The sequence below is a fragment of the Salipiger thiooxidans genome, assembly GCF_900102075.1.
In the GTDB taxonomy this organism is placed as follows: domain Bacteria; phylum Pseudomonadota; class Alphaproteobacteria; order Rhodobacterales; family Rhodobacteraceae; genus Salipiger; species Salipiger thiooxidans.
In genome coordinates, this window is the sequence record NZ_FNAV01000013.1 from 112,774 (window position 1) to 133,848 (window position 21,075).

Annotated in this window: 21 protein-coding genes; 10 read left to right on the top strand and 11 right to left on the bottom strand. The window is 67.4% G+C overall.

What is annotated here, in order from left to right; all coding sequences use genetic code 11:
• Nucleotides 1-17: 17 nt before the first annotated feature.
• Nucleotides 18-659 carry a ParA family partition ATPase gene (gene parA / locus BLQ77_RS19315; RefSeq protein WP_008883742.1) on the bottom strand — a complete coding sequence of 214 codons (642 nt, stop codon included), beginning with the start codon at nucleotides 657-659 and terminating at the stop codon, nucleotides 18-20.
• 164 nt (nucleotides 660-823) lie between these two features.
• On the opposite strand from parA, the gene BLQ77_RS19320 reads away from it, so the two are divergent.
• Nucleotides 824-1,516: a hypothetical protein gene (locus tag BLQ77_RS19320; RefSeq protein ID WP_089962169.1), complete on the top strand. Its 693-nt coding sequence runs from the start codon at nucleotides 824-826 to the stop codon at nucleotides 1,514-1,516.
• Between the two features lie 38 nt (nucleotides 1,517-1,554).
• Complete coding sequence (locus BLQ77_RS19325; RefSeq protein WP_089962170.1) at nucleotides 1,555-2,037, top strand: HugZ family pyridoxamine 5'-phosphate oxidase; 483 nt, start codon at nucleotides 1,555-1,557, stop codon at nucleotides 2,035-2,037.
• A gap of 63 nt (nucleotides 2,038-2,100) precedes the next feature.
• Here the strand turns inward: BLQ77_RS19325 and BLQ77_RS19330 are convergent, their stop codons facing one another.
• A complete protein-coding gene (locus BLQ77_RS19330) occupies nucleotides 2,101-4,389 on the bottom strand; it encodes a glycosyl hydrolase family 28-related protein (RefSeq protein WP_089962173.1) in 2,289 nt (762 codons plus the stop codon).
• A gap of 152 nt (nucleotides 4,390-4,541) precedes the next feature.
• Between BLQ77_RS19330 and BLQ77_RS19335 the strand changes: the two genes are divergently transcribed.
• Nucleotides 4,542-5,420 (top strand): CHAD domain-containing protein, encoded by an 879-nt coding sequence (locus BLQ77_RS19335; protein ID WP_089962175.1) that lies wholly within the window; start codon nucleotides 4,542-4,544, stop codon nucleotides 5,418-5,420.
• 6 nt (nucleotides 5,421-5,426) lie between these two features.
• Here the strand turns inward: BLQ77_RS19335 and BLQ77_RS19340 are convergent, their stop codons facing one another.
• Both BLQ77_RS19340 and BLQ77_RS19345 read right to left on the bottom strand, forming a co-directional pair.
• Nucleotides 5,427-5,831 (bottom strand): DUF4864 domain-containing protein, encoded by a 405-nt coding sequence (locus BLQ77_RS19340; RefSeq protein WP_089962177.1) that lies wholly within the window; start codon nucleotides 5,829-5,831, stop codon nucleotides 5,427-5,429.
• Nucleotides 5,832-5,887: 56 nt separating this feature from the next.
• Nucleotides 5,888-7,465 carry a lysine--tRNA ligase gene (locus tag BLQ77_RS19345; RefSeq protein WP_008884216.1) on the bottom strand — a complete coding sequence of 526 codons (1,578 nt, stop codon included), beginning with the start codon at nucleotides 7,463-7,465 and terminating at the stop codon, nucleotides 5,888-5,890.
• A 122-nt stretch (nucleotides 7,466-7,587) separates the two neighbouring features.
• Here BLQ77_RS19345 and BLQ77_RS19350 point away from each other — a divergent pair, with 122 nt between their 5' ends.
• A complete protein-coding gene (locus BLQ77_RS19350) occupies nucleotides 7,588-8,013 on the top strand; it encodes a tellurite resistance TerB family protein (protein WP_008884423.1) in 426 nt (141 codons plus the stop codon).
• Nucleotides 8,014-8,091: 78 nt separating this feature from the next.
• On the opposite strand, the gene dacB is transcribed toward BLQ77_RS19350, so the two are convergent.
• From dacB to BLQ77_RS19365, 3 genes are all read right to left on the bottom strand, one after another.
• Nucleotides 8,092-9,591: a D-alanyl-D-alanine carboxypeptidase/D-alanyl-D-alanine endopeptidase gene (dacB, locus tag BLQ77_RS19355; protein ID WP_089962180.1), complete on the bottom strand. Its 1,500-nt coding sequence runs from the start codon at nucleotides 9,589-9,591 to the stop codon at nucleotides 8,092-8,094.
• A gap of 58 nt (nucleotides 9,592-9,649) precedes the next feature.
• Entirely contained in the window at nucleotides 9,650-10,264 is a 615-nt protein-coding gene (locus tag BLQ77_RS19360) for a nicotinate-nucleotide adenylyltransferase (RefSeq protein WP_089962183.1), read from the bottom strand.
• 156 nt (nucleotides 10,265-10,420) lie between these two features.
• On the bottom strand, nucleotides 10,421-12,805 hold the full coding sequence (locus BLQ77_RS19365) for a methyl-accepting chemotaxis protein (protein ID WP_165617152.1): 2,385 nt from the start codon (nucleotides 12,803-12,805) through the stop codon (nucleotides 10,421-10,423).
• Nucleotides 12,806-13,029: 224 nt separating this feature from the next.
• Between BLQ77_RS19365 and ettA the strand changes: the two genes are divergently transcribed.
• Complete coding sequence (gene ettA, locus BLQ77_RS19370; protein ID WP_089962187.1) at nucleotides 13,030-14,685, top strand: energy-dependent translational throttle protein EttA; 1,656 nt, start codon at nucleotides 13,030-13,032, stop codon at nucleotides 14,683-14,685.
• A gap of 393 nt (nucleotides 14,686-15,078) precedes the next feature.
• Here ettA and BLQ77_RS19375 read toward each other — a convergent pair whose 3' ends face one another.
• From BLQ77_RS19375 to BLQ77_RS19385, 3 genes are all read right to left on the bottom strand, one after another.
• Nucleotides 15,079-15,270: a hypothetical protein gene (locus BLQ77_RS19375; protein ID WP_089962190.1), complete on the bottom strand. Its 192-nt coding sequence runs from the start codon at nucleotides 15,268-15,270 to the stop codon at nucleotides 15,079-15,081.
• Between the two features lie 113 nt (nucleotides 15,271-15,383).
• On the bottom strand, nucleotides 15,384-15,938 hold the full coding sequence (locus BLQ77_RS19380; protein ID WP_131822038.1) for a hypothetical protein: 555 nt from the start codon (nucleotides 15,936-15,938) through the stop codon (nucleotides 15,384-15,386).
• Nucleotides 15,939-16,084: 146 nt separating this feature from the next.
• Nucleotides 16,085-16,582, bottom strand: coding sequence for a DUF2938 domain-containing protein (locus BLQ77_RS19385; RefSeq protein WP_089962195.1), 498 nt, complete (start codon nucleotides 16,580-16,582; stop codon nucleotides 16,085-16,087).
• Nucleotides 16,583-16,924: 342 nt separating this feature from the next.
• Between BLQ77_RS19385 and BLQ77_RS19390 the strand changes: the two genes are divergently transcribed.
• Nucleotides 16,925-17,131 carry a cold-shock protein gene (locus tag BLQ77_RS19390; protein ID WP_008886002.1) on the top strand — a complete coding sequence of 69 codons (207 nt, stop codon included), beginning with the start codon at nucleotides 16,925-16,927 and terminating at the stop codon, nucleotides 17,129-17,131.
• A gap of 121 nt (nucleotides 17,132-17,252) precedes the next feature.
• On the opposite strand, the gene BLQ77_RS19395 is transcribed toward BLQ77_RS19390, so the two are convergent.
• Nucleotides 17,253-17,858, bottom strand: coding sequence for a CDP-alcohol phosphatidyltransferase family protein (locus tag BLQ77_RS19395; protein ID WP_089962197.1), 606 nt, complete (start codon nucleotides 17,856-17,858; stop codon nucleotides 17,253-17,255).
• Between the two features lie 73 nt (nucleotides 17,859-17,931).
• Between BLQ77_RS19395 and BLQ77_RS19400 the strand changes: the two genes are divergently transcribed.
• The 4 genes from BLQ77_RS19400 (at nucleotide 17,932) to modC (ending at nucleotide 20,955) form a co-directional block, all read left to right on the top strand.
• Nucleotides 17,932-18,315, top strand: coding sequence for a winged helix-turn-helix domain-containing protein (locus tag BLQ77_RS19400; protein WP_089962200.1), 384 nt, complete (start codon nucleotides 17,932-17,934; stop codon nucleotides 18,313-18,315).
• 66 nt (nucleotides 18,316-18,381) lie between these two features.
• The gene (modA, locus tag BLQ77_RS19405) at nucleotides 18,382-19,155 is read left to right on the top strand and encodes a molybdate ABC transporter substrate-binding protein (RefSeq protein ID WP_089962203.1); all 774 of its coding nucleotides are present in this window, start codon (nucleotides 18,382-18,384) and stop codon (nucleotides 19,153-19,155) included.
• Nucleotides 19,156-19,165: 10 nt separating this feature from the next.
• A complete protein-coding gene (modB, locus tag BLQ77_RS19410) occupies nucleotides 19,166-19,858 on the top strand; it encodes a molybdate ABC transporter permease subunit (RefSeq protein ID WP_008884743.1) in 693 nt (230 codons plus the stop codon).
• A complete protein-coding gene (gene modC / locus BLQ77_RS19415) occupies nucleotides 19,855-20,955 on the top strand; it encodes a molybdenum ABC transporter ATP-binding protein (protein ID WP_089962205.1) in 1,101 nt (366 codons plus the stop codon). The genes modB and modC overlap by 4 nt, the downstream gene beginning before the upstream one ends.
• Nucleotides 20,956-21,075: the final 120 nt, after the last annotated feature.

A 21,075-nucleotide genomic window follows, 5' to 3' on the forward strand; every position in this document is an offset into this window, starting at 1 on the left:
CCGCGGACAGGTTCCCTTTACCCGTTCGCCAGGATATCCGCCACCTCTGCGGACAGCGCCTCAACCTCGTCACGCGCCGGGGTCTTGCGCCCCTCCGCCGCGCTGAGCCCGTGGCCGAAGGCCTCGGCATAGCCCACGCGGTTGGCGAACTGCGACTCGGCGATGCGCGCCTCCATCTTCTGGGCGGCGCCGGCGATCTCTCCGGACAGGCGGGTGCCGGGACGGGTGCGGTTCATCACCATGAGCACCTCGCGGTTCTCGCGCCGGGCAAGATCGAGCACGCTTTCCGTGGCCCAGAGGTCGAGATGGCTCATCGAGACCGGCACGATCACCAGATCCGCCACCCGCAACGCCGGGCGCAGGTCGCTGTCGGCCTTGGGCGGCGTGTCGACGATCACCACGTCGACCCGGTCGGCAAGCTTGCGGCATTCGTAGGTGATGCCCCAGGCGGACGAGGTCGCGAACTCGATGCCTTCGGCGGCCTCGGGGTTCTGCTCGAGACGGGTCATGAACCAGCGTCCCAGGCTTCCCTGCGGATCGGTGTCGACCAGCGCCACCGTGCGCCCCATTGCCCGGAACCCCACGGCGAGGTTCGCCGATAGCGTGGTCTTGCCCGAGCCGCCCTTCTGTTGCGCGACGGTGATTACCGAACCTGCCATGGCGTCCCCTGATTCCCGCTCACGAAGCGGTTACATTCGCATTCGCAGCATAGGAATTCCTTTGCCCACGTCCAGTGCGCAAGAACGCGGCGGCTCCGCTTACCTTCGTTAACGTCGGATTAACCCTAAATGCGCCACGCTGGTCCCTCGCGAGGACCCCTGCCATGTGGACCAGACCGCTTCTTGCCGCGCTCTTCCTGCCGCTTCTGGCCGGCGCCGCCGTCGCCGGTGCGTGGCCCCGCGAAAAGGGGCAGGTGTTCCTCAGCGGGGCGGCGCGGCTGAACTGGCCGCAGGAGCTCGAGCACTGGACCTCCTACGAGCCCACCGGCCAGTATTACACGCTCTATCTCGAATACGGGCTCACCGACCGCATCACCGTGGGCTTCGACCTCGGGCGCTCGGTCTCGGGGAATGGCAAGAGCGTCGGCTTCCTGCGGCTGCCGGTGCGCGACAAGGCGGGCGGGCTGAAGATCGCCGCGGAACTCGGGCTCGGCAAGATCGACGGCCACCCGGTGATCCGCCCGGGCCTGTCGTTCGGGCTGGGACTCGAGCGAGGCTGGCTGGCGGCGGACGGTTTCGCCGAGATCGCATGGGTCGACGACAGCGACTACATCGCGCCCTTCCTCGGGGTGGATTACAAGCTCGACCTGACCTGGGGCCGGAACCTCGCCAGGGATCGCAAGCTCATCCTGCAGGTGCAGACCGGCAAGCCCTGGGGCAAGCCCTTCTTCGCCCGCTTCGCCCCGTCCGTGGTGCTGCCGGTGACCGACGTGTTCTCGGCCGAGCTTGGCGTCACCTGGGGCGCGACAGGCGACAGCTCCATGGGCGTGCTATTAGGGTTCTGGAGCAGCTTCTGACCCTTCCGCCCGCCCCGCAGCCGCGCTAGCGTGCCGCCATGACCGATCCCATCCGCCCCACCGACGACGCAGCCCGCGCCCTTGCCCGCGACCTGATCGAGACCGCCCGCTTCGGCGCGCTCGCGGTCACCGATCCCGACACCGGCCACCCGATGGTGAGCCGCGTCGCGGTGGTGCCGGGCCCCGACGGAATGCCGCTGAGTCTCGTCTCGGACCTCGCCTTCCACGCCCGCGCGCTCAAGGCCAACCCCGCCTGCGCGCTGATGGTGGGCGAGCCCGGCCCCAAGGGCGACCCGCTCACCCACCCGCGCCTCAGCCTGCAGGCACGGGCGGTGTTCGTCCGTCACGGCGCGCCCGGGCACGCGGCACTGGCCGAGCACTTCCTGTCGCTTCAGCCCAAGGCCAGGCTCTACATCGGTTTCGCGGATTTCTCGCTGCTGCGCTTCGAGGTCACCGGCGCGCACCTGAACGGCGGGTTCGGCAAGGCCTTCCTCCTGGGCCCCGCCGACCTCGGCGCCTGAGTCCCAACGGCAAGGGACCGGCGTCCCGAAGGACACCGGCCCCTGCCACAGACCCCGGCCAGGTCAGTTGTCCATGCGCACCGTCATGGTGATGTCGCCCAGGATGGGCTCGGGCCAGATCACGTGAACCTGGTCCTGCGCCGCGCCTTCACGCGTCGAGGTATAGGGCATCGCGTGGCTGGTGATGTTGCCCGACGTGCGCGGCCGCGACCGGGTCACGAGGCTGTCGACCTCCATGGCGTAACCGCCGAAGGGCAGCCGGTCCTCGGTGTCGATCACCCATGTCGTGGCGTGGGTGTTCTGCGCATGCTTCACCGTCAGCGGGTTGGCGCAGCCGTTGTCCACGTTGAGGTAGGTGTTGCTCGAGACGTAGACGTTGCGCATCGACGACAGGTCGAGCGGCGCGAAGCTGTCGTCCACCCGGTCGACCCGCGCGATGTTGCCCCCCACCGAGCGGAACAGGTTGCCCGAGACGTTGAGCCCGTTGACCCGGTTGTTCTGGCCGTAGGGCTTCACCACGATGAAGCCGAAATGCGACGCCACGTCCGAGCACAGGAAGACGTTGTTGGTGATCGAGAGACCCGAGAAGCCGAAGCCCGAGACGAAATCCGGCTCCGGCTCGCGCTCGTTGGTCCACTCGATGAAGCAATTGTCGACGTAATTCCCCGAGATCGTGGTGTTGGTTGCCTTCACGCACAGCACGATGCCAGCGCTGCGGGTGCCGTTGCCGCTGTCATCGCCCTGAAAGAAGTGGTTGTTGGCAATCACCCCGTTCGCCCCCGAGACCACCGCGAAATGGCGGAACTGCGAGGCGCGGTTGTTGCGGATCTTCACGTCGTTGGCGTTGGTGTTGAGCGCCACCGAGTTGCGGTTCTGGGTCGCGAGTCCGCCCTCGGCGCTGACGAACTGGTTGTGATCCAGAAGCAGGCCCTGGCAGCCCTCGCCGATCGAGGTCACGCAGCGGTCGGCGGGGCGGTTGAACACGCAGTTGCGGATGACGTTCACGGTGCCCACCGGCGGCAGCATCAGCCCGCTGCAAAGCTCGGAACACTGGAACTCCACGTCCTCGATCTCGAACTTGTCGAGCCGGGTGAAGCCGCTGAAGTCGAGCATGTAGCGGAAGCGCGTGAAGGTGTAGGTCTGCGTGCCCACCGCGTCCGAGAGCGGCTGCGACAGGGTCACCGTCTGGGCGCCGACGTTGACCTCGCGCACGTAGATTTCGCGCCCCACCCCGGCGCCGGTCACAAGGCTGCCAACCTCGATATTGGCCACGTTCGCGACGTTGGTGAGCTGCGACTTGTTGCTCGCCGAATAGGTCGCGACCGAGGTCACGCTGTCGCTGTCCCACCCGTTCGAGGTTTCGGCCCGGAGCTGGCCGTTGCGCAGCACCCGGCGCTGCGCGTAGTTGTCGCGGTTGTCCACCGCCGCCTGAACGTCGATCGGCCCGGTGAGCGAAACACGGCGCCCGCAGAGGTCGAAGCTCTCGTGATCGGCGTTGTTCAGCAGCGACTGCAGGCCCTTCTTCAGCGCCAGCTCCTCGTCGTTGCCAAACGCGTCGATATAGGTCGAGAGGTCGAAACCCTTGGTGAGCGACAGCACCGCGCCGACCGGCATCTGGACCGAGCCCTCGAACTCGACATGGTTCTCGAAGGTCACCGAGCTTGCGAGATAGTAGCTGCCCGTCGGCACCAGCACCTTGCGCCCATCGGCGGCGGCATCGGCGGCGGTAAAGGCCGCGCTGTCGTCGGTGGAACCATCCCCCAGCGCCCCGAAATCGCGGACGTCGACCCAGTTCATCATGTCGCGCAGGAAGAGCGAGGTGATGTCCTCGATCTCGATGTCGTCGATCCTGACGATGCCGCCGTTGGCGCCGGTCAGGTCGAGCCCGAAATGCCCGTAGGCGGGCTCGGTCCCCCAGACCATGTCGACGCCGCCGCGTGCGCCGGTGCCGACGATGGCGCTGACCTCGGTGACCTCGCCATAGGCCGTAAGCTGCACCGACGGGCCCACGGTCACGAGCCCGGTCACCTCGGTGTCGTTGCTGCGCCCGGCCCAGCCGGCGATGCGCACCGCGGGCATGGTCCCCGACATGGCCTTCACCCGCACGGTCACGCGCAGGTAGCAGCCGGGGAGGATCGGGGTCTCGCCCATGTAGCGCAACAGCTGCGTGGCATCGGTCTTCTGCAGTTCGAGACAGCCCGCGAAATCGGCATCCGACGGGACGAAGGCGGCCGTGCCGAGGCTCGCATAGGTGTCGGACCCGGCCGTTCCATTGCCCCGCGACCAGACTCCAAGCCCCTCGGAGAAGGGTGTCGGCATGAAGACCACGCCATCGGTTACCGCCTTGTTCATCCGTTCGATCCTCTGATTCTGCGCCAGTCCCCGGGGTCGCGGACGCGCTCCGCGTTGACCCCGCGCAGACAGCAGATATCTACGATGTGTTAAGAGGCTCTGCGGCCACCGTGACGGTGACCGGACTGTCCGCGCAACGCCCGGAGGAGAAAATGGCCTACCGGATCCTGAAGTCCGACAAGTCCCTGACCACAGCCCTGCGGCGCATCTCGGACGAGCAGCTCGGCCGCGCCATCGCCGCGAACGGCCGCCCACCCGAGGAGGCGGACGAGGCGATCCACGACATCCGGAAGCGCTGCAAGAAGCTGCGCGGACTGTTCCGGCTGGTCCGGTCGGGCTTCGACGACTACGCCGACGAGACCCGCGCCGTGCGCGACGCCGCCCGGCTGTCCTCGTCGCTGCGGGACGCGGGCGTGCTGCTCAAGACCTTCGACGCGCTGCTGGCCGAAACCGATCCCGCGCCCTACGCGGTGCTGCGCGAGGTGCTCGGCGGCGAGACAGACGCGGAACTGTTGCCGGACGAGCTGTCCGAGACGCTGGCAACCCAGCGTCTGGCCCTGAAGGAGATCCACGCCCGCAGCCGCGACTGGAAGGTCCGGGGCGGCACCGGGACCGTGCTCTATGCAGGCCTTTCGCGGTCCTGGAGCCACGCCGCCCGCGACATGGAGGCCACAGGCTCCGGCGCGACGCCCGAGATCTTCCACGACTGGCGCAAGCGGGTGAAGGACCACTGGTACCACAGCCGCCTGCTGCAGGGCTTCTGGCCCGCAGGAATCCGCCCCCACCGCAAGGCGGTCAAGGAATTGTCCGAGTTGCTGGGTCGGTATCAGGATCTGACGGTGTTCCTCGAGAGGCTTGACCAGGCGGACCTGCCGAGCGAGGCCGAGGACATGCGCAGGCGCGCCGTCGCGCGGCGCGACACACTGGCCTACGAGAGCCGCGCGCTGGGTGCGAAGATCTTTCAGGGAACGCCCGAGGATCTCCCGGACGAATGGGCCCGCCACTGGCGGAAATGGGCGTCCTCGCGCTAGGCCCTCCTAGGCCGAGACCGCAGGGTCCGTGACAAAGCGCACGCCGCCGATGCGCCAGGCACCGTTGATCTGCTCCATCATGTAGTCGAGAGCGTAAGGCATCCCCTGGCCGTCGCGCACGATGACCCTCTGCCAGAGCGCACCCTCGGTCTGGGACAGCGAGCCGAACTCGACGCTCTGCGGGTGCCACACCATCGGGTAGCCCTCGCGCACCATCTGACCGAAGCTGTCCGCCGTGCCAAAGAGCCCCTGGATGCCGGGGCTTGCGAACTCGAATGCCGCGTCGACGTCACCGGTGCGGAAGGCATCCATCTGCCCCCGGATCACACCCTGGATCGCGTCGGCCTCCTGCGCGCCCGCGGGCGCCGCCAGCATCAGCCCGACCATAAGTCCGAATAGCAACCTGCGCATGGCGCCACCTCCTCCTCTGCGAAGGAGATAGCGCCGGCGTGTGGGGCGTCAAAGGCTCAGCCGAGCTGGCCCGCGAGCCCCTGCTCAATGAGGGCAACGGTCTCGTCCACGCCGTAGAGCGCGATGAACCCGCCGAAACGCGGCCCCTGGCTCTGGCCAAGCAGCACCTCGTAGAGCGCCTTGAACCAGTCGCGCAGGTTCTCGAAGCCGTGCTCCTTGCCGACCGCGAAGACCAGCGTCTGCAGCGCCTCGTCGTCGGCTGGACCATCGTAGGCACGCAGCCGTGCCGCGAGGTCCTCCATGGCGGCGCGCTCGGTCTCGTCGGGGGCGCGGAAGGACTTCGTGGGCTTCACGAAGTCGTTGTAGTAGCGCACCGCAAAGCCCGCGGCATCGTCCATGTCGGGATGGCTCGCCGGGCTCGCCTCGGGGGCGTAGCGGCGGATGAAGCCCCACATCGCGTCCTTGTCCTCGGCCCCCGCGGCGGAGGCGAGGTTGAGCAGCATCGAGAACGGCACCACCATCTTCGACTCGGGCACGTCGCCGCCGTGGATGTGCCACACCGGGTTCGCAAGCTGGGCCTTGACGTCCTGATCGGGGAAGGCGCGGAGCTGCTGGTGGTACTCGTCCACCGCCTTGGGGATCACGTCCCACCACAGCCGCTTCGCGGTCTTGGGCTTCTGGAACATGAAGTAGGACAGCGACTCGGTCGAGGCATAGGTCAGCCACTCATCGATCGACAGCCCGTTGCCCTTGGACTTCGAGATCTTCTGCCCCTGATCGTCGAGGAACAGTTCGTAGGTGAAGTGCTCGGGCGCACGCACGCCCAGCGTCCGGCAGATGCCGTCGTAGATCGGCGTGTTGGTCGAGTGGTCCTTGCCGTACATCTCGAAATCGACGCCCAGCGCCGCCCAGCGCGCGCCGAAGTCCGGCTTCCACTGCAGCTTCACCTTGCCGCCGGTCACCGGCAGCGTGTGCTCGACACCATCATCGTCATCGAAGGTGATGGTGCCGTTGGCGGCGTCCACGTGCTTCATCGGCACATACAGCACCCGGCCGGTCTCGGGGTGGATCGGCAGGAAGATCGAATAGGTCGAGGCCCGCTCGTCGCGCAGCGACTTCAGCATGATGGCCATGAGTTCGTCATACTTCTCGACGCAGCGCAGCAGGATCTCGTCGAACTGGCCCGAGGCGTAGAACTCGGTCGCCGAGTAGAACTCGTACTGGAACCCGAAGGTATCGAGGAACCGCCGCAACATGGCATTGTTGTGGTGGCCGAAGCTTTCGTATTCCTCGAACGGGTCGGGCACGCTGGTCAGCGGGCGCTGCAGGTTCTCCTGCAGCAGCTCCTGGTTCGGCACGTTCTCGGGCACCTTGCGCATGCCGTCCATGTCGTCCGAGAAACAGATCAGCCGCGTCGGGATGTCCGAGATCAACTCGAAGGCGCGGCGGATCATCGTGGTCCGCGCCACCTCGCCGAAGGTGCCGATATGCGGCAGGCCCGACGGACCGTAGCCGGTCTCGAACAGCACGTATCCCTTCTCCGGCGCCTTCTTCTCGTAGCGTTTCAGGACGCGGCGCGCCTCTTCAAAGGGCCAGGCCTTCGAGCTCATCGCGGCTTCGCGCAGATCGGACATCCGAAACACTCCATGGGATAACGCCCCGTTTCGCCCGGGGCAGATGCGAACCGCGTCCTATTGCAGACGCGGTTCGGGGTCAATAAATTGCCCACAACGACACAAATCAAGAAAGAGCAGCCGTGACCGAAGCCGCCCCGCATCCGCTGACCTCGCAAGACTGTCTGGTGGCGGTGATGATCGCCGTATCCGCCTCCGACCAGAACATCCGCACCGCGGAGCTGGTCAAGATCGAATCCTCCGTCAACCTGCTGCCGGTGTTCGCCGATTACGACATCGACCGGATCCGGGTGATGTCCGAGCTGGTGTTCGAACTCTTCGAACAGGAAGACGGGCTCGACGCGCTCTTCGGCCTGGTCCGCGCCAACCTGCCCGAACGGCTCTACGAGACCGCCTATGCGCTGGCCTGCGACGTGGCCGCCGCCGACGGCACCCTGCGCGAGGCCGAGCTGCGCCTGCTGGAAGAGATCCGCTACGAGCTCAATATTGACCGCCTGCACGCCGCCGCCATCGAGCGCGGCGCCCGGGCCCGACACCTGCGCGACTGAGCGCCCGGGACACCGGGTTCCGAGGTCTCCGGATTCCTGAGATTATGATGCACTGAGGCCGCGCGAAGCGGCCTCAGCTCAGCTCGCCGAGAGCACCGCCCAGCGCTCGATGAGGCTCGACTGCAGTCCCTTGGCGCGGGCGTTCCAATACGACGCACCGTCCGGCTTCTCGCGTTGCGCAAGGGTCAGCTTGTCGCGCCGTTCGAGATCGCCGCAGAAGATCGCGAACACCAGCTCGGTGCCGTCGGGCAGATCCGCAAAGCCAGCGAGCCCGCTGACGAAATTGAGCGTGCCGGTCTTCGCGTGCACCTTGATCGGGTGATTCTTGACCATGCGGCGCTGCGCATCGCGCATCGGGAACTTCTTCAGCAGCGGCTTCAGCCCGAGCCTCCGGTTGACCTCGAGCAGGGCTCTCGCCATGTCGCGAGCGGCGATCCGGCTGTCGGCGCCGAGCCCGGAGTGATCGACCATCGCCACGTGGCTCAGGCCGAGATCCGTGCGCGCCCAGTTGCTCATCGTCTCGGCCGACTGCCGCAGCGACAGCGGCCGCCCGTCGCGCGCCGCGGTGGCCGCGAGGCCGACGCATTCGGCGGTGAGATTGGTCGAGTATTTCAGCATCTCGCGCAGCACGGTCTGCAACGGCGCGCTGTCATGGCGCGCGACGACCTCGCCCTCGGGCGCGGAGTCAACGATCTGTGGCGCGGAAAGCTTGATGCCCTTGCCCGCGGCAATCGCCTGGAAGACCTCGCCCGCGTAGATCTCGGGTTTGCGCACCGGCAACCAGCGCGCGCCGCCATTGCCGAGCGCACCGCTCGCCACGGTCCATTCGTCGCGGCCGTCGGAATCAGCATAGGTGTAGACCGGCATGCTGCGGCTCACGACGCCCATGCTGGCCACGTGCACCGCGGGCCGCAACGAGGCGGACCGCGCATCCATGCTGATCTCGTAGCCGCTGCCGCCGCGTTTCCACTCGAAGTGCACGCGGTTGAAATTGAGGTTCAGCCCCGAGACCGAGGGGCTGTAGCCAAGGTGCTCCGGCTGCTCCACGTCGATGGTCCGGGTGAAGGGCAGCGCGCTGCCGCAGACGAGGAACCGCCCCGTGACGTTGGTGACGCCGGCCTGCGCAAGCTGGCCGACCAGCTCCGCCAGCCCGTCGGTGTCGAGCGTCGGATCGCCGCCGCCGAGCAGCACGAGGTCCCCCGCCACGACGCCATTGGTGATGCCGCCGGTGGCGAGAACCTGCGTCGTGAACAGGTGGGCCGGGCCGAGCGTGTCGAGCGCATAGGACGCAGTCAGCGCCTTGGCGACGCTGGCAGGCGGCATCCCGACCTCCGGATCGTGCTCGTCGATGACCGCGCCGGTGGCGAGGTTGAAGGCCGAGAACCCGACGATGCCTTGCAGGCCAGAGGCCGAGATCAGCTCCTCGGGAGTCTTCAGATTGCGGAGCCGCAGGTCCTCGCCGCGGCCGACCGGGCGGAGCGAGGTGAGCGGCGCTTCGGCCCTCGCGGACGTGGCTGCGAATGCCCCGGCTGCAAGGGCCGTGCTCAGGAATCCGCGCCTGGAAAGTCGTTGCGTCATGGCGTCGATCTAACCCGAGCACACCGGCGCGGACAAGCGGGGCCGCTGCGCGCCATGTTCACTTTTTCTCCTGCTTCGCGCGACGAAGCTCGGTCGAGCTCAGGTCGACCATCGGCACGTTCACGAAGCACCACGCGGGCGGCGGCGTCAGCGCAAGCCGTGACGCCTCGCGTTCCGGCAGACGTGCGTGGGCGTAGACATCCGCGGCCATCGAGCCCTGCGCCGCCATGCGGCTGCCAGGCCGCGCCAGCACGCCCACCGGCATCCGTTCCATGATCTGGCGCCAGTCTTCCCAGCGGTGCAGCTGCGCGAGGTTGTCGGCCCCCATGAGCCAGGTGAAACGGACGCCCGGGAAGGCCTGCTGCAGCAGCTCGAGAGTGCGGGCGGTGTGCCGCGTCCCGGCCAGCCGTTCGAAATCGCTGATGAGGACGCGGGGGTGCTGCATGATCGCCCGGCAGGCCGCCATGCGATCCTCGAGCGGTGCGGGGCCATGGGCCTTGAGCGGGTTGCCCGGGCTCACCAGCCAGATCACCCGGTCGAGCCGGAAACGCCGCAGTGCCTCGAGCGTGATGTGCACGTGTCCCTGATGGGGCGGATCGAAGGATCCCCCCAGCAAGCCAACCTTCTGCCCCCGCGCCAGCCGGAACCCGGCGGCATGCGCATCCCAGAGCATTGCGCCCCTTCCCGTTCGAACGGAAGCCAAAAGACACCGGAATGCGCCCCGGTTTCAATAGGTAAAGACCGATCACGCCACTGCCCCCGCCCGGGCATCGCACGGCACAGGACTGGCGCCCGAACGTCGCCGCCAGGCCCGATGGCAACGGTGCGCTCAGAAATCCTCCCAAACCGCATCGGCCTTTCCACCCGCTGCCACGCGCCGAGGAGCGGGCGCCGGCTCGGCGTGCTCGTGCGCCTCTCCGGGTGCCATGTCCCAGCCACTGCCCGAGGATGCGGCCCCGAAGGCCTGTGGCGCGGGCAGTGGTTGCACCTCGCCAGAGTCGAAGCGCGCGACAAGGCTGCGCAACCCGGAGGCCTTCTGCAGCAAGGCCCGCCCGGCGGTAGCACTGTCGCCGACCATCGCGGCGTTCTGCTGGGTCACCTCGTCGAGCACCGAGAAGCCGGAGTTGATCTCGGCAAGGCCGGTGGCCTGATCAGACGCGCCCGTCGCGATATCCTTGATCTGGCCCGAGATGTCGGTGACCTCGGTCAGGATCGTCTCCATCGACTGGCCAAGCTCGGAGACAAGCGTCACCCCCTTGCTCACGTTGTCATTTGAGGTGCGGATCAGATCCCGGATCTCGGCCGCGCTGTCGGCCGAGCGCTGTGCCAGCGCGCGCACCTCGGAGGCCACGACGGCGAAGCCGCGCCCGACCTCGCCGGCGCGCGCGGCCTCGACCCCGGCATTCAGCGCCAGAAGGTTGGTCTGGAAGGCGATGTCCTCCATGACCCGGATGATCTGCCCGATCTGCTTGGAGGAATCCTCGAGGTTCGACATCGCGAGGATCGCGTCGCCGCGCACCCGCTCGCCACGCTCGGCCTCGGCGCGGGCCGAGTTGATCGCGGTGGCGATGGTGTTCGCGCCCTCGGAGGTGAACCTCACGTTGTTGGTGATCTCTTCCATCGCGGCGGCGGTCTCTTCCAGCGTGGCCGACTGGTTCTCGGTCCGCTGAGAGAGCTGGTCGATATTATCGCTGAGGCCGCTCACGTCGGCGTCGATGCTCTGGGCGCTCTCGCCCAGCTCCTGCACCACATCCATGAGCGAATCGACGGTGGCGTTGAAATCGCGGCGGAGCCCCTCGTAGTCGTCGCCGAGCGGCTCCTCGATGCGGCAGACCAGCCAGCCTGCCGCCAGATCGGCAAGGGCACCGCTCAACCGCTCCACCACCTCGCGCTGACGCCCCTGCGCCTTTTCCTGGGCCGCGGACGCCTCGCGCCCCTTGGCCAGATCACCCTTGAGCCGTTCCAGCGCCCGCGCGATGTCCCCAAGTTCGTCGCCGGTCTTGGTCTCGTTCACGATGGTCTCGAAATCGCCCTCGGACATCATGCCGACACTGTCGGCGAGCCGCGAGATCCGCTTGGTGAGCAGGCGCGCGACAGAGACCGACAGGCCCGCCACCAGCGCGATGATCACCACCAGCGTCCCCAGCGTGACCATCAGCAGATGGCGTTCCGCCGCCGTCGCCTCGGCCATGTCCTGTTCGACCACGATTCCCCAGCCGGTGCCTGCGAAGCGCCCGAAGGTGGTGACGGCGACCACGGGCCGGCCCCCGAGCCCGGGCACGTTCAGGAACGTCTCGGACCGCTCATCGCGCGCGGCGCGGATCTGCGGCAGCTCGGGCATCTGGTCGAGCACGGCATAGTCCTGCCCCGCGGACACCGGGCTCAGGGCGCGGCCCTGATGGTCCACCGCATAGGCGATGCCGGTGTCGCCCAGAAGCTCGGACTCGGCCAGCGCCCGCGCGATCTGCTCCGTGGGGATCTGCAGCGCCACGACGCCGATCCGTTGCCCCTCACGATCGAAAACCGGGGTGGCGGCGAACTTCGCGGCGGCGCCTGCACTTGGGGCGTAGCTGTCGAAATCGGTGAAGACCACCTCGTCCGGCCCGGCCACGGAGGCATCGCGGAAGGCTGTCGCGAGCCCGGTCTCGGCATAGGGGCCATCGAGCATGTTGGTGGCGAAATCCAGCTCCTTGAAGACGCTGTAGATGACGTTGCCCTTGAGGTCGAAGAGGAACAGGTCGTAGTAGCCCCGCTGGCGTTGGAAGTTGCGGAGCCCCTCGTGGTAGGTGCCGTGGATCTGCGACCAGGCCGAGCCGTCGTCGGCCTGCACCAGATCGTCCTTCTGCCCCGTCGGATGGGGGTTCGCGTCGATGTAGGCCTCGCGCAGGCGGGCGCCCACGTCGCCCTGTATCAGCCCCCAGTTCCGGTCGAAGAGAGGCAGCGCAGTGCGGATGTCCCTGCTTCCCGCCAGATCGCGAAGATCCGTCTCCGTGTGGGCAAGCCATCTCTGAAGCTCGGCCTTGCGATCCACGAGGAGGTTGCGGAAGGCCAGTTCGCGTTGGTGCCCGAGCTCACGACGGGCGTCGTAGTAGCCAATTCCCACCACCAGCAGCATCAGCAGGATCGACGGTACGCCGATCATGATCGGCATCTTCCACTTCAGCTTGAGACGTCTCCAGCGATTGCTGCGATACTTGCGTTTGGGCGTGGACACGTCGGGCTCCGTCAGGTTCCGGGACATTGCGTCAAAGATCGGCCAGAGGCGGCGCGTACCCCTTCGAGCGGGCCCCGCGTTGCAAGCACATGGCCCCCAAACCCTTACGATCCGATTAAGTCGCGAATTCCCGGCATCGCGGCGCGGAAAAGGACGCGTTCCGGACCTTTGCATTCCCCGCGCGCGATGCGATACAGGCGCCCGACCAGTCACCGGAGGACCGCATGGCCAGCTATCAGTACGTCTACCACATGGATGGAGTGTCCAAGACCTATCCGGGCGGCAAGAAGTGCTTTGAAAACATCCGCCTGAGCTTCCTGCCCGGGGTGAAGATCGGCGTCGTCGGCGTCAACGGCGCCGGTAAGTCGACGCTGATGCGAATCATGGCCGGCATCGACAAGGACTTCACCGGCGAGGCCTGGGCGGCCGAGGGCGCCAAGGTCGGCTACCTGCCGCAGGAACCGCATCTCGAGCCCGGTCTCACCGCGCGCGAGAACGTAATGCTCGGCGTGGCCTCCAAGAAGGCGAAGCTCGACCGCTTCAACGAACTCGCGATGAACTACAGCGACGAGACCGCCGACGAGATGGCGCAGCTGCAGGACGAGATCGACGCCAACAACCTGTGGGATCTCGACGCCCAGATCGACGTCGCCATGGAGGCGCTGCGCTGCCCGCCGGACGACGCCGACGTCACCACGCTCTCGGGCGGTGAACGGCGCCGCGTGGCGCTGTGCAAGCTGCTGCTCGAAGCGCCCGACATGCTGTTGCTCGACGAACCGACCAACCACCTCGACGCCGAGACGATCGCGTGGCTGCAGAACCACCTGATCGAGTACAAGGGCACGATCCTGATCGTGACCCACGACCGTTACTTCCTCGACGACATCACCGGCTGGATCCTCGAGCTCGACCGCGGCCGCGGCATTCCCTACGAGGGCAACTACTCCTCGTGGCTCGAGCAGAAGGCCAAGCGCCTCGCCCAGGAAGCGCGCGAGGACAAGGCCAAGCAGAAGACGCTGGAGCGCGAACTCGAGTGGATGCGGCAGGGTGCCAAGGCGCGTCAGGCCAAGTCCAAGGCGCGTATCGCGGCCTACAACGAGATGGCCGGCCAGTCCGAGCGCGAGCGCGTCGGCAAAGCCCAGATCGTCATTCCGAACGGCGAGCGCCTCGGGGCCAAGGTGATCGAGGTCGAGGGCCTGAAGAAGGCGATGGGCGACAAGCTGCTGATCGAGGACCTGAGCTTCTCGCTGCCGCCGGGCGGCATCGTCGGCGTGATCGGCCCCAACGGCGCCGGCAAGTCGACGCTATTCAAGATGCTGACCGGGCAGGAACAGCCCGACGACGGCAGCATCGAGTTCGGCGACACCGTGCATCTCTCCTACGTCGACCAGTCGCGCGACGACCTCGAGGCCGACGCGACCGTCTGGGAAGCGATCTCGGGCGGGGCGGAAATCATTGAGCTCGGCGACGCGCAGATGAACTCGCGCGCCTATTGCGGGGCGTTCAACTTCAAGGGCGGCGATCAGCAGAAGAAGGTCGGGCTGCTCTCGGGCGGTGAACGCAACCGGGTGCACATGGCCCGGCTGCTGAAGTCCGGCGGCAACGTCATCCTGCTCGACGAACCGACCAACGACCTCGACGTCGAGACCCTTCGGGCGCTCGAAGACGCACTCGTGGACTTCGCCGGTTGCGCCGTGGTGATCTCGCACGACCGATTCTTCCTCGACCGGATCTGCACGCACATCCTCGCCTTCGAAGGCGAGGCGCATGTGGAATGGTTCGAAGGCAACTTCGAGGATTACGAGGAAGACAAGAAGCGTCGCCTCGGCCCCGACGCCATCGAGCCGAAGCGCGTGAAGTTCAAGAAGTTCAGCCGCTGACGGCGGCACTCCGGTTGCCGGGCGGCGCTCCGCCCGGCAACCGGAACGGGAATCCGACTGGTGGAATTCCCAACCTGACAAGTGCGACGTTTTGGCGCATACTCGACCACATTGAACCAAATGTGTTTCGAGGAACGATCATGAAACCGCGCATTAGAATCAAACGTATTCCCGAGAAGCGCCCTGTGCCCCCGATCTGGAAGGAGCCTGCTCCGACCACGATCTTTTCCGATTGGGCAATGATCTGAAGGGACGATGATGATGAGAAACGATTGACCGCCGCCGGTATCCCTACCGGCGGCGGTTTGCGTTTCTCGACTCGGCTTTGCCGATCATTGCGAGATCCGGAGAGTCCGACAGATCAATTCCGCCAGACCAACCCCGGCGTCCGGCTCAGATGGCCTTGCGGATTGCCCGCGCCGCCTTGGACGCCAGTTGCGTCTCAAGGCTCCGGCCGCGCTTGAGCGGGCGGTGCCGGATCGGACGGTTGCGCATCGGGCGGGTGGTGCCGTAGCCCGTCGTGCCGGCGGTCTTGCTGCGTGCGTAGGCCGAAAAGGCTTTCTTCGCGATAGACTTGATCGACATTGGAGGTCTCCTTTCCTGCGATCCGTTGCGGTGTCGGGGAAAGAACACCCATGCCACCAAACCTGTTCCGACGGCGCCGCCGGTCGGCGACGCCTTGCCGGTCCGGCCCGGACCTACTGTACCCGCGTCTGTGCCAGCGGAGCGCCATCCAGCGTCCGGCCGGTGCGCCGCTCGTAGCCGTTCCGGCTGTTCTGGCTGAAGGCGATGGCACAGACCGCACCGATGCCGATGGCGGCGGGCGGCACGCCCCCGGCCAGCAGCGCGATGTTGTTGCACGCCGCGAACATGCCCGCCGTCTCGACCGTCCAGTTGGCCCGCGCGGGCTTCGTCCCGATAGAGACCAGCGCCTTCTTGGCGGCGTATTTCACCGGGATGAGCATCAGCGGCGCCCCGCCCCCGGCCCAGGACACCAGCGGATTGGCCTCGGTGAAGCCCGACGCGATCCCCGCCGCGGTGCTGCCGACATCCCCGATGTCCGCCGGCCCAAGGCGCACACGGTCGAGCGGATCCTGGCTGCGGGTGCTCGCGAGCGGCGTCTGGACGGCGCGCGTCACCTCGGCCACCGCGGCCGGATCGGGGGCGGACCGGCTGCGTGGGGCCTGCGCGCACGCGGTCAGTCCGAGGACCGCCACGAGGGCGGCGGCAGTTGCAGTTCTGGCTGCTGGCATTCGAATACCTCCATGAAACGGGACATCACCCGGCTCATGGATGGGACGGCGGTGCTTAAGACGCGGATAACGCGGCGCCTGCCGACGGGCGCTTTGTCGTCAGCAACCCCAGAATTTACTTCAAATTTTACGCAACACTGGAAATTTTACGCAGCACTGGCGCCATGGATGAAGGCCAGCCCCCCGACCCACATACCGAGACCGAAGACCGTGTGCGCCACCAGCCCGAGCCCCCGCGCCCGCCACGGCGTCGCGCTCTTCGACTGGGCGATGCCCAGCCCCATGCCCGGATGCAGAAGGAACCACCCGGCGCCGACGGTCACCAGCGCGAAGACCCAGAGCGGCAGGAAGCTCGGCGCCGCCAGCCAGTCGCGCCCGGCGAGCAGGACCCAGATCAGCCCGTAGGCCACGCCCACTGCGTAGTGGAACGCCCAGCCGATCGCTGCCTCGCTCGGCACCCCGGGCACGCCGGCGATGGCGTCATGGAACACCCGCCCGCTGCGCAGCGTCGCGACCCAGCGCCCGACGAAGGCCCAGTTCGGACGGCCGATCCCGCAGAGCCGCTCGAGCAGAAGCCCCCAGAGGTCCATGGCCACAGTCCCGGCAAGCCCCATGACCACCCCTGCCACCACCAGTTCGCCCATCGCGGGAATTCCTTGTCACTGTCTCTGCCGCGCCCGGAAGGATGCGCGGGCATCTCTGGGGTCCGCAAGCCCGTCCCGGTCGAGGCACCGAAACCGCCGCCCAAACCCCGGACCGAGGCGCAAAAACCACACAGTATCAAGTGCCGTTGCGGCGTTCCATGCCACCTTGCCGGGATTTTCCTTGCCGGAATCATGTCCTTCTGGCATACGAGTTCGCGCTGACGTTACCACTATCGACCCACCTGTCTCCGTCACCGGCAACAGCGCTACCGATACTGCACTGACGATACGCCGGGCTGTCGCACTCTCGCGGACAGCATGAAACAGGAAAGGGTTCTACCCATGGCAACTGGCACCGTGAAATGGTTCAACACCACCAAAGGCTACGGCTTCATCGCTCCTGAAGGTGGCTCGAAGGACGTCTTCGTGCACATCTCCGCAGTCGAGCGTTCGGGTCTGACCGAACTCAAGGACAACCAGAAAGTGTCCTACGAGCTGCAGTCCGGCCGTGACGGCCGTGAGAGCGCGATCAACCTCGAGCTGCTCTGATCCGTACCGGATCCATTGAAGAATTCTTAAAGGCGCGCGGCCACGGCGCGCCTTTTTTCATTGCGTTACTTTCATGGCCAGACGTTCATGGCCGACAGGCTGATGCGCGGCCCCGGCGGCCTCAGCCGAAGAGCCGCCAGCCGGCCATCCAGCGGGTCAGCGTGGTGACGAAGCAGGCCACGGCGAAGACCACCGCCAGCACCGGGAAGCAGCCCGGCACGAGGCACATGAGCACGAAAAGCAGAATGGTCTCGGCCCCTTCGGTCAGCCCGCCAAGGTAGTAGATGCCCTTGGTCGGGTAGTCTTCGGCCCGGATGCCCCGGCGCTCGGCGATCACCGAGAAGGCGAGAAACGAGGCCCCCGTGCCCACGAAGCTTGTCACCAGCAGCAGTGCCGGCAGGGCGTTCGCCGCCGGATCCGCCAGCGCAAAGCCCAGCGGAAACAGCGCGTAGAACAGGAAATCCAGCGCGATGTCGAGGAAGGCGCCGCGATCCGTCGGCCCCGAAAGCCGCGCGACCTCGCCGTCGAGTCCGTCCGCCAGCCGGTTGGCAAGCAGCCCCGCCAGCGCCAGCCAGAACAGCCCGAACGAGGCGGCAACAACGGCCAGCAGCCCCAGTACGAAGCCCGTCAGCGTGATCCAGTCGGCCCGAATCCCTGCGCCGTGCAAACCCCGCGCCGGGCCGTGCAGCAAGCGGCGCTGCAGCGGCAGAAGTCTTGCGTCGAACATGCGCCCTCCCTCGCTGGGCCGACTGAACCGCGTTGCGCTTGCATGCGCAAGCGCGATCCCGGACAGTTGATCCATGAGCGACCTGATGCCCTCTCCCGAGTCCGACACCCGCCTGCGCATGCGCATCCTCTTCGGCGACAGCGCCATGCTGGGCCCCGGCAAGGCCGACCTGCTCGAGCTGATCCGCGACACTGGCTCCATTGCCGCCGCGGGCCGCGCCATGTCGATGAGCTACAAGCGGGCCTGGAGCCTCGTCGAGGAGATGAATGCCGCCTTCCGCGCGCCCCTCGTGGCCCGCAGCCGTGGCGGCACCAAGGGCGGCGGTGCCCTGCTGACCGAGACGGGCGAGGCCGTGTTGAGCCACTACCGCAACGCCGAGGCCGCCGCCGCCCGCGCCGCCGCCGAGGACATTGCAGCACTAAGGGCCATGCTCTCCGATATTCCCGGCGGGAAATAACGCTTGCAAGCCGGGGCGATCCGAGTCGATATGTTTCAAGAAACATATCACTCCGGAGCTTCCCCCATGTCGCTGTGCCCCTGCCCGCCCCTTGCCGCCGCCGTCCTCATGCTGGCGTCCTCCGTCGCTGCCGCGAATGCCGCCGAGGTGACCGTCTTCGCCGCGGCCAGCATGAAGAATGCCATGGACGAGATCTCGGCCCGCTACGCCGAGGAGACCGGCAATACCGCGGTGGTCTCGCTCGCCGGGTCCTCGGCACTGGCCCGTCAGATCCAGGCCGGGGCGCCTGCCGACGTGTTCATCTCGGCCAACACCGACTGGATGGACACACTGGAGCAGGACGGGCTGATCGACACCGACAGCCGCGTCGACCTGCTGGGCAACAGCATCGTGCTGGTCGCGCACGATCCGGACGCCGCGCCCGTCACCATCGACGCCGACCTGCCGCTGGCCGAGATGCTGGGCGAGGACAGGCTCGCCATGGCGCTGGTCGACGCGGTGCCCGCCGGCATCTACGGCAAGGCGGCGCTGACGTCGCTTGGGCTCTGGGACGGCGTCATGCCCCAGGTGGCGCAGACCGACAACGTGCGCGCCGCGCTGGCGCTGGTGGCCACGGGCGAGGCGCCGCTTGGCATCGTCTACGCCACCGACGCCGCGGCCGAACCCGACGTGTCCGTGCTCGGCACCTTCCCCGAGGACAGCCACGCGCCGATCACCTACCCCGCAGCCACGCTCGCCGACGGCGACGCCGCCGTCGCGCAGGAGTTTCTCGACTACCTGCAAGGGCCTGTTGCGCGCGCGGCCTTCGAACGGCAGGGTTTCACTGTCCTGACGGAGTGATCCCCCCCCCATGACCCTGCTCAGCCCCGAGGAATGGCAGGCCGTCGCGCTGTCGCTGCGCGTCGCGCTCTGGGCGACGCTTGGCGGGCTCCCGTTTGGCATCCTCGTGGCGTATGCGCTGGCCCGCTGGGAGTTTCCAGGCAAGCAGATCCTCAACGGGCTGGTGCACCTTCCGCTGATCCTGCCACCGGTGGTCACCGGCTACCTGCTGTTGCTGACCTTCGGTACCCGAGGGCCCATCGGCAGCGTCCTGCAGGATATCGGCATCGTCTTCGCCTTCCGCTGGACCGGCGCGGCGCTGGCGGCGGGGATCATGGCCTTTCCGCTGATGGTCCGCGCCATCCGCCTGTCGATCGAGGCGGTGGACCCCAAGCTCGAACAGGCCGGCGCCACGCTCGGCGCCTCCCCGCCCTGGGTCTTCGCCACGGTAACCCTGCCGCTCGTGCTGCCAGGCATCCTCGCGGGCGCGATCCTCGCCTTCGCCAAGGCGATGGGTGAGTTCGGCGCCACGATCACCTTCGTCTCGAACATCCCCGGCCAGACCCAGACCCTGCCCTCGGCGATCTACGCCTTCCTGCAGGTGCCGGGCGGCGAGGCCTCGGCGCTGAGGCTGGTCGTGGTCTCGGTGGTCATCGCCATGACCGCGCTGATGCTGTCCGAGGTCCTCTCCCGGCGCATCGCGAAACGGGTGGCGGGCGCATGAGCCTGAAGGTCGAGCTCAGCCACCGCTTCGGCACTTTCGCGCTCGATGCTAGCTTCGAGGCACCGCAGGGGGTGACGGTGCTGTTCGGGCGCTCGGGCTCGGGCAAGACCACCATCGTCAACGCGGTCGCGGGGCTGCTGCGGCCCGACACAGGCAGGATCGCCGTCGGCGAGCGGGTGCTCTTCGACAGCACCCGGCGGGTCTGGTTGCCGACCCATCGCCGCAGGCTCGGCTACATCTTTCAGGACGCGCGGCTCTTCCCGCATCTCACCGTGCGCCAGAACCTCGCCTACGGGCGCTGGTTCGCGCAGAAAGCGGGCCGGAGCGAAGACAGCGCCCGCGTCATCGAGATGCTCGGTATCGGCGCGCTGCTCGACCGGCGGCCCGGCGCACTCTCCGGGGGCGAGCGCCAGCGTGTCGCCATCGGGCGCGCCCTGCTGGCCCAGCCGCAGCTCATCCTTGCGGACGAGCCGCTGGCCGCCCTGGACGAGGAGCGGAAGTCCGAGATCCTGCCCTATTTCGAACGGCTCCGGGACGAGACCTCGGTGCCGATCCTCTACGTCAGCCACTCCCCCGCCGAGGTGGCGCGGCTGGCGACCTCGGTCGTGGCCCTGCAGGACGGGCGCGTCGCCCGGCAGGGCAGCGCCACCGAGGTGCTGGGCGACCCCAAGGTCACCCCGCTTGGCCCCGGCGGCGCTGGTGCGGTTCTCGAAACCACCGTGGCGACGCACCATCCCGACGGGCTGACCGAGCTTCAGGCCGGCGGGGTGCAACTGCTGGTGCCGCAGGTCCAGCGCCCGCCCGGCGCCCACGTACGCGTCCATGTCGAAGCGCAGGACGTGATGCTGGCGATCCGGCGCCCCGAGGGGATCTCGGCGCTCAACGTGCTGCCGGCCCGCATCCTCGCGTTGCGGATCGGCGACGGCCCCGGCGCGCTCGTGCAGCTCGACGTCGGGGGCAACCTGCTGCTGGCACGGGTCACGCGCCGGTCGGCGACAGTGCTCGGGCTCCGGACCGGGCAGGAGGTCTTCGCGGTGCTCAAGGCCGTTTCGGTCGCCAAGGACGGCATCGCGGGGCGCGGGATCCTACCGCGCTGAGGCGCGCCGGAACCGCGCGCTATCGGCCTCCAAATATTCTGCTTTTTGCGTGGAACTTCTGCAGCGCAGAAACTGTTAAAGTTGCGTCATAATACCGATACAAGCTCCCCTCATAAGGCG

What these genes read in the sequence shown, in the direction of transcription:
- BLQ77_RS19400 (WP_089962200.1), top strand. Translation starts at nt 17,932, where the DNA reads ATGAGCGACCTGATGCCCTCTCCCGAGTCCGACACCCGCCTGCGCATG.
- BLQ77_RS19360 (WP_089962183.1), bottom strand. Translation starts at nt 10,264, where the DNA reads ATGCTCTGGGATGCGCATGCCGCCGGGTTCCGGCTGGCGCGGGGGCAG.
- modB (WP_008884743.1), top strand. Translation starts at nt 19,166, where the DNA reads ATGACCCTGCTCAGCCCCGAGGAATGGCAGGCCGTCGCGCTGTCGCTG.
- BLQ77_RS19345 (WP_008884216.1), bottom strand. Translation starts at nt 7,465, where the DNA reads ATGTCCGATCTGCGCGAAGCCGCGATGAGCTCGAAGGCCTGGCCCTTT.
- modA (WP_089962203.1), top strand. Translation starts at nt 18,382, where the DNA reads ATGTCGCTGTGCCCCTGCCCGCCCCTTGCCGCCGCCGTCCTCATGCTG.
- BLQ77_RS19335 (WP_089962175.1), top strand. Translation starts at nt 4,542, where the DNA reads ATGGCCTACCGGATCCTGAAGTCCGACAAGTCCCTGACCACAGCCCTG.
- ettA (WP_089962187.1), top strand. Translation starts at nt 13,030, where the DNA reads ATGGCCAGCTATCAGTACGTCTACCACATGGATGGAGTGTCCAAGACC.
- BLQ77_RS19385 (WP_089962195.1), bottom strand. Translation starts at nt 16,582, where the DNA reads ATGGGCGAACTGGTGGTGGCAGGGGTGGTCATGGGGCTTGCCGGGACT.
- dacB (WP_089962180.1), bottom strand. Translation starts at nt 9,591, where the DNA reads ATGACGCAACGACTTTCCAGGCGCGGATTCCTGAGCACGGCCCTTGCA.
- BLQ77_RS19325 (WP_089962170.1), top strand. Translation starts at nt 1,555, where the DNA reads ATGACCGATCCCATCCGCCCCACCGACGACGCAGCCCGCGCCCTTGCC.
- BLQ77_RS19395 (WP_089962197.1), bottom strand. Translation starts at nt 17,858, where the DNA reads ATGTTCGACGCAAGACTTCTGCCGCTGCAGCGCCGCTTGCTGCACGGC.
- BLQ77_RS19340 (WP_089962177.1), bottom strand. Translation starts at nt 5,831, where the DNA reads ATGCGCAGGTTGCTATTCGGACTTATGGTCGGGCTGATGCTGGCGGCG.
- BLQ77_RS19390 (WP_008886002.1), top strand. Translation starts at nt 16,925, where the DNA reads ATGGCAACTGGCACCGTGAAATGGTTCAACACCACCAAAGGCTACGGC.
- modC (WP_089962205.1), top strand. Translation starts at nt 19,855, where the DNA reads ATGAGCCTGAAGGTCGAGCTCAGCCACCGCTTCGGCACTTTCGCGCTC.
- BLQ77_RS19330 (WP_089962173.1), bottom strand. Translation starts at nt 4,389, where the DNA reads ATGAACAAGGCGGTAACCGATGGCGTGGTCTTCATGCCGACACCCTTC.
- BLQ77_RS19320 (WP_089962169.1), top strand. Translation starts at nt 824, where the DNA reads ATGTGGACCAGACCGCTTCTTGCCGCGCTCTTCCTGCCGCTTCTGGCC.
- parA (WP_008883742.1), bottom strand. Translation starts at nt 659, where the DNA reads ATGGCAGGTTCGGTAATCACCGTCGCGCAACAGAAGGGCGGCTCGGGC.
- BLQ77_RS19375 (WP_089962190.1), bottom strand. Translation starts at nt 15,270, where the DNA reads ATGTCGATCAAGTCTATCGCGAAGAAAGCCTTTTCGGCCTACGCACGC.
- BLQ77_RS19380 (WP_131822038.1), bottom strand. Translation starts at nt 15,938, where the DNA reads ATGCCAGCAGCCAGAACTGCAACTGCCGCCGCCCTCGTGGCGGTCCTC.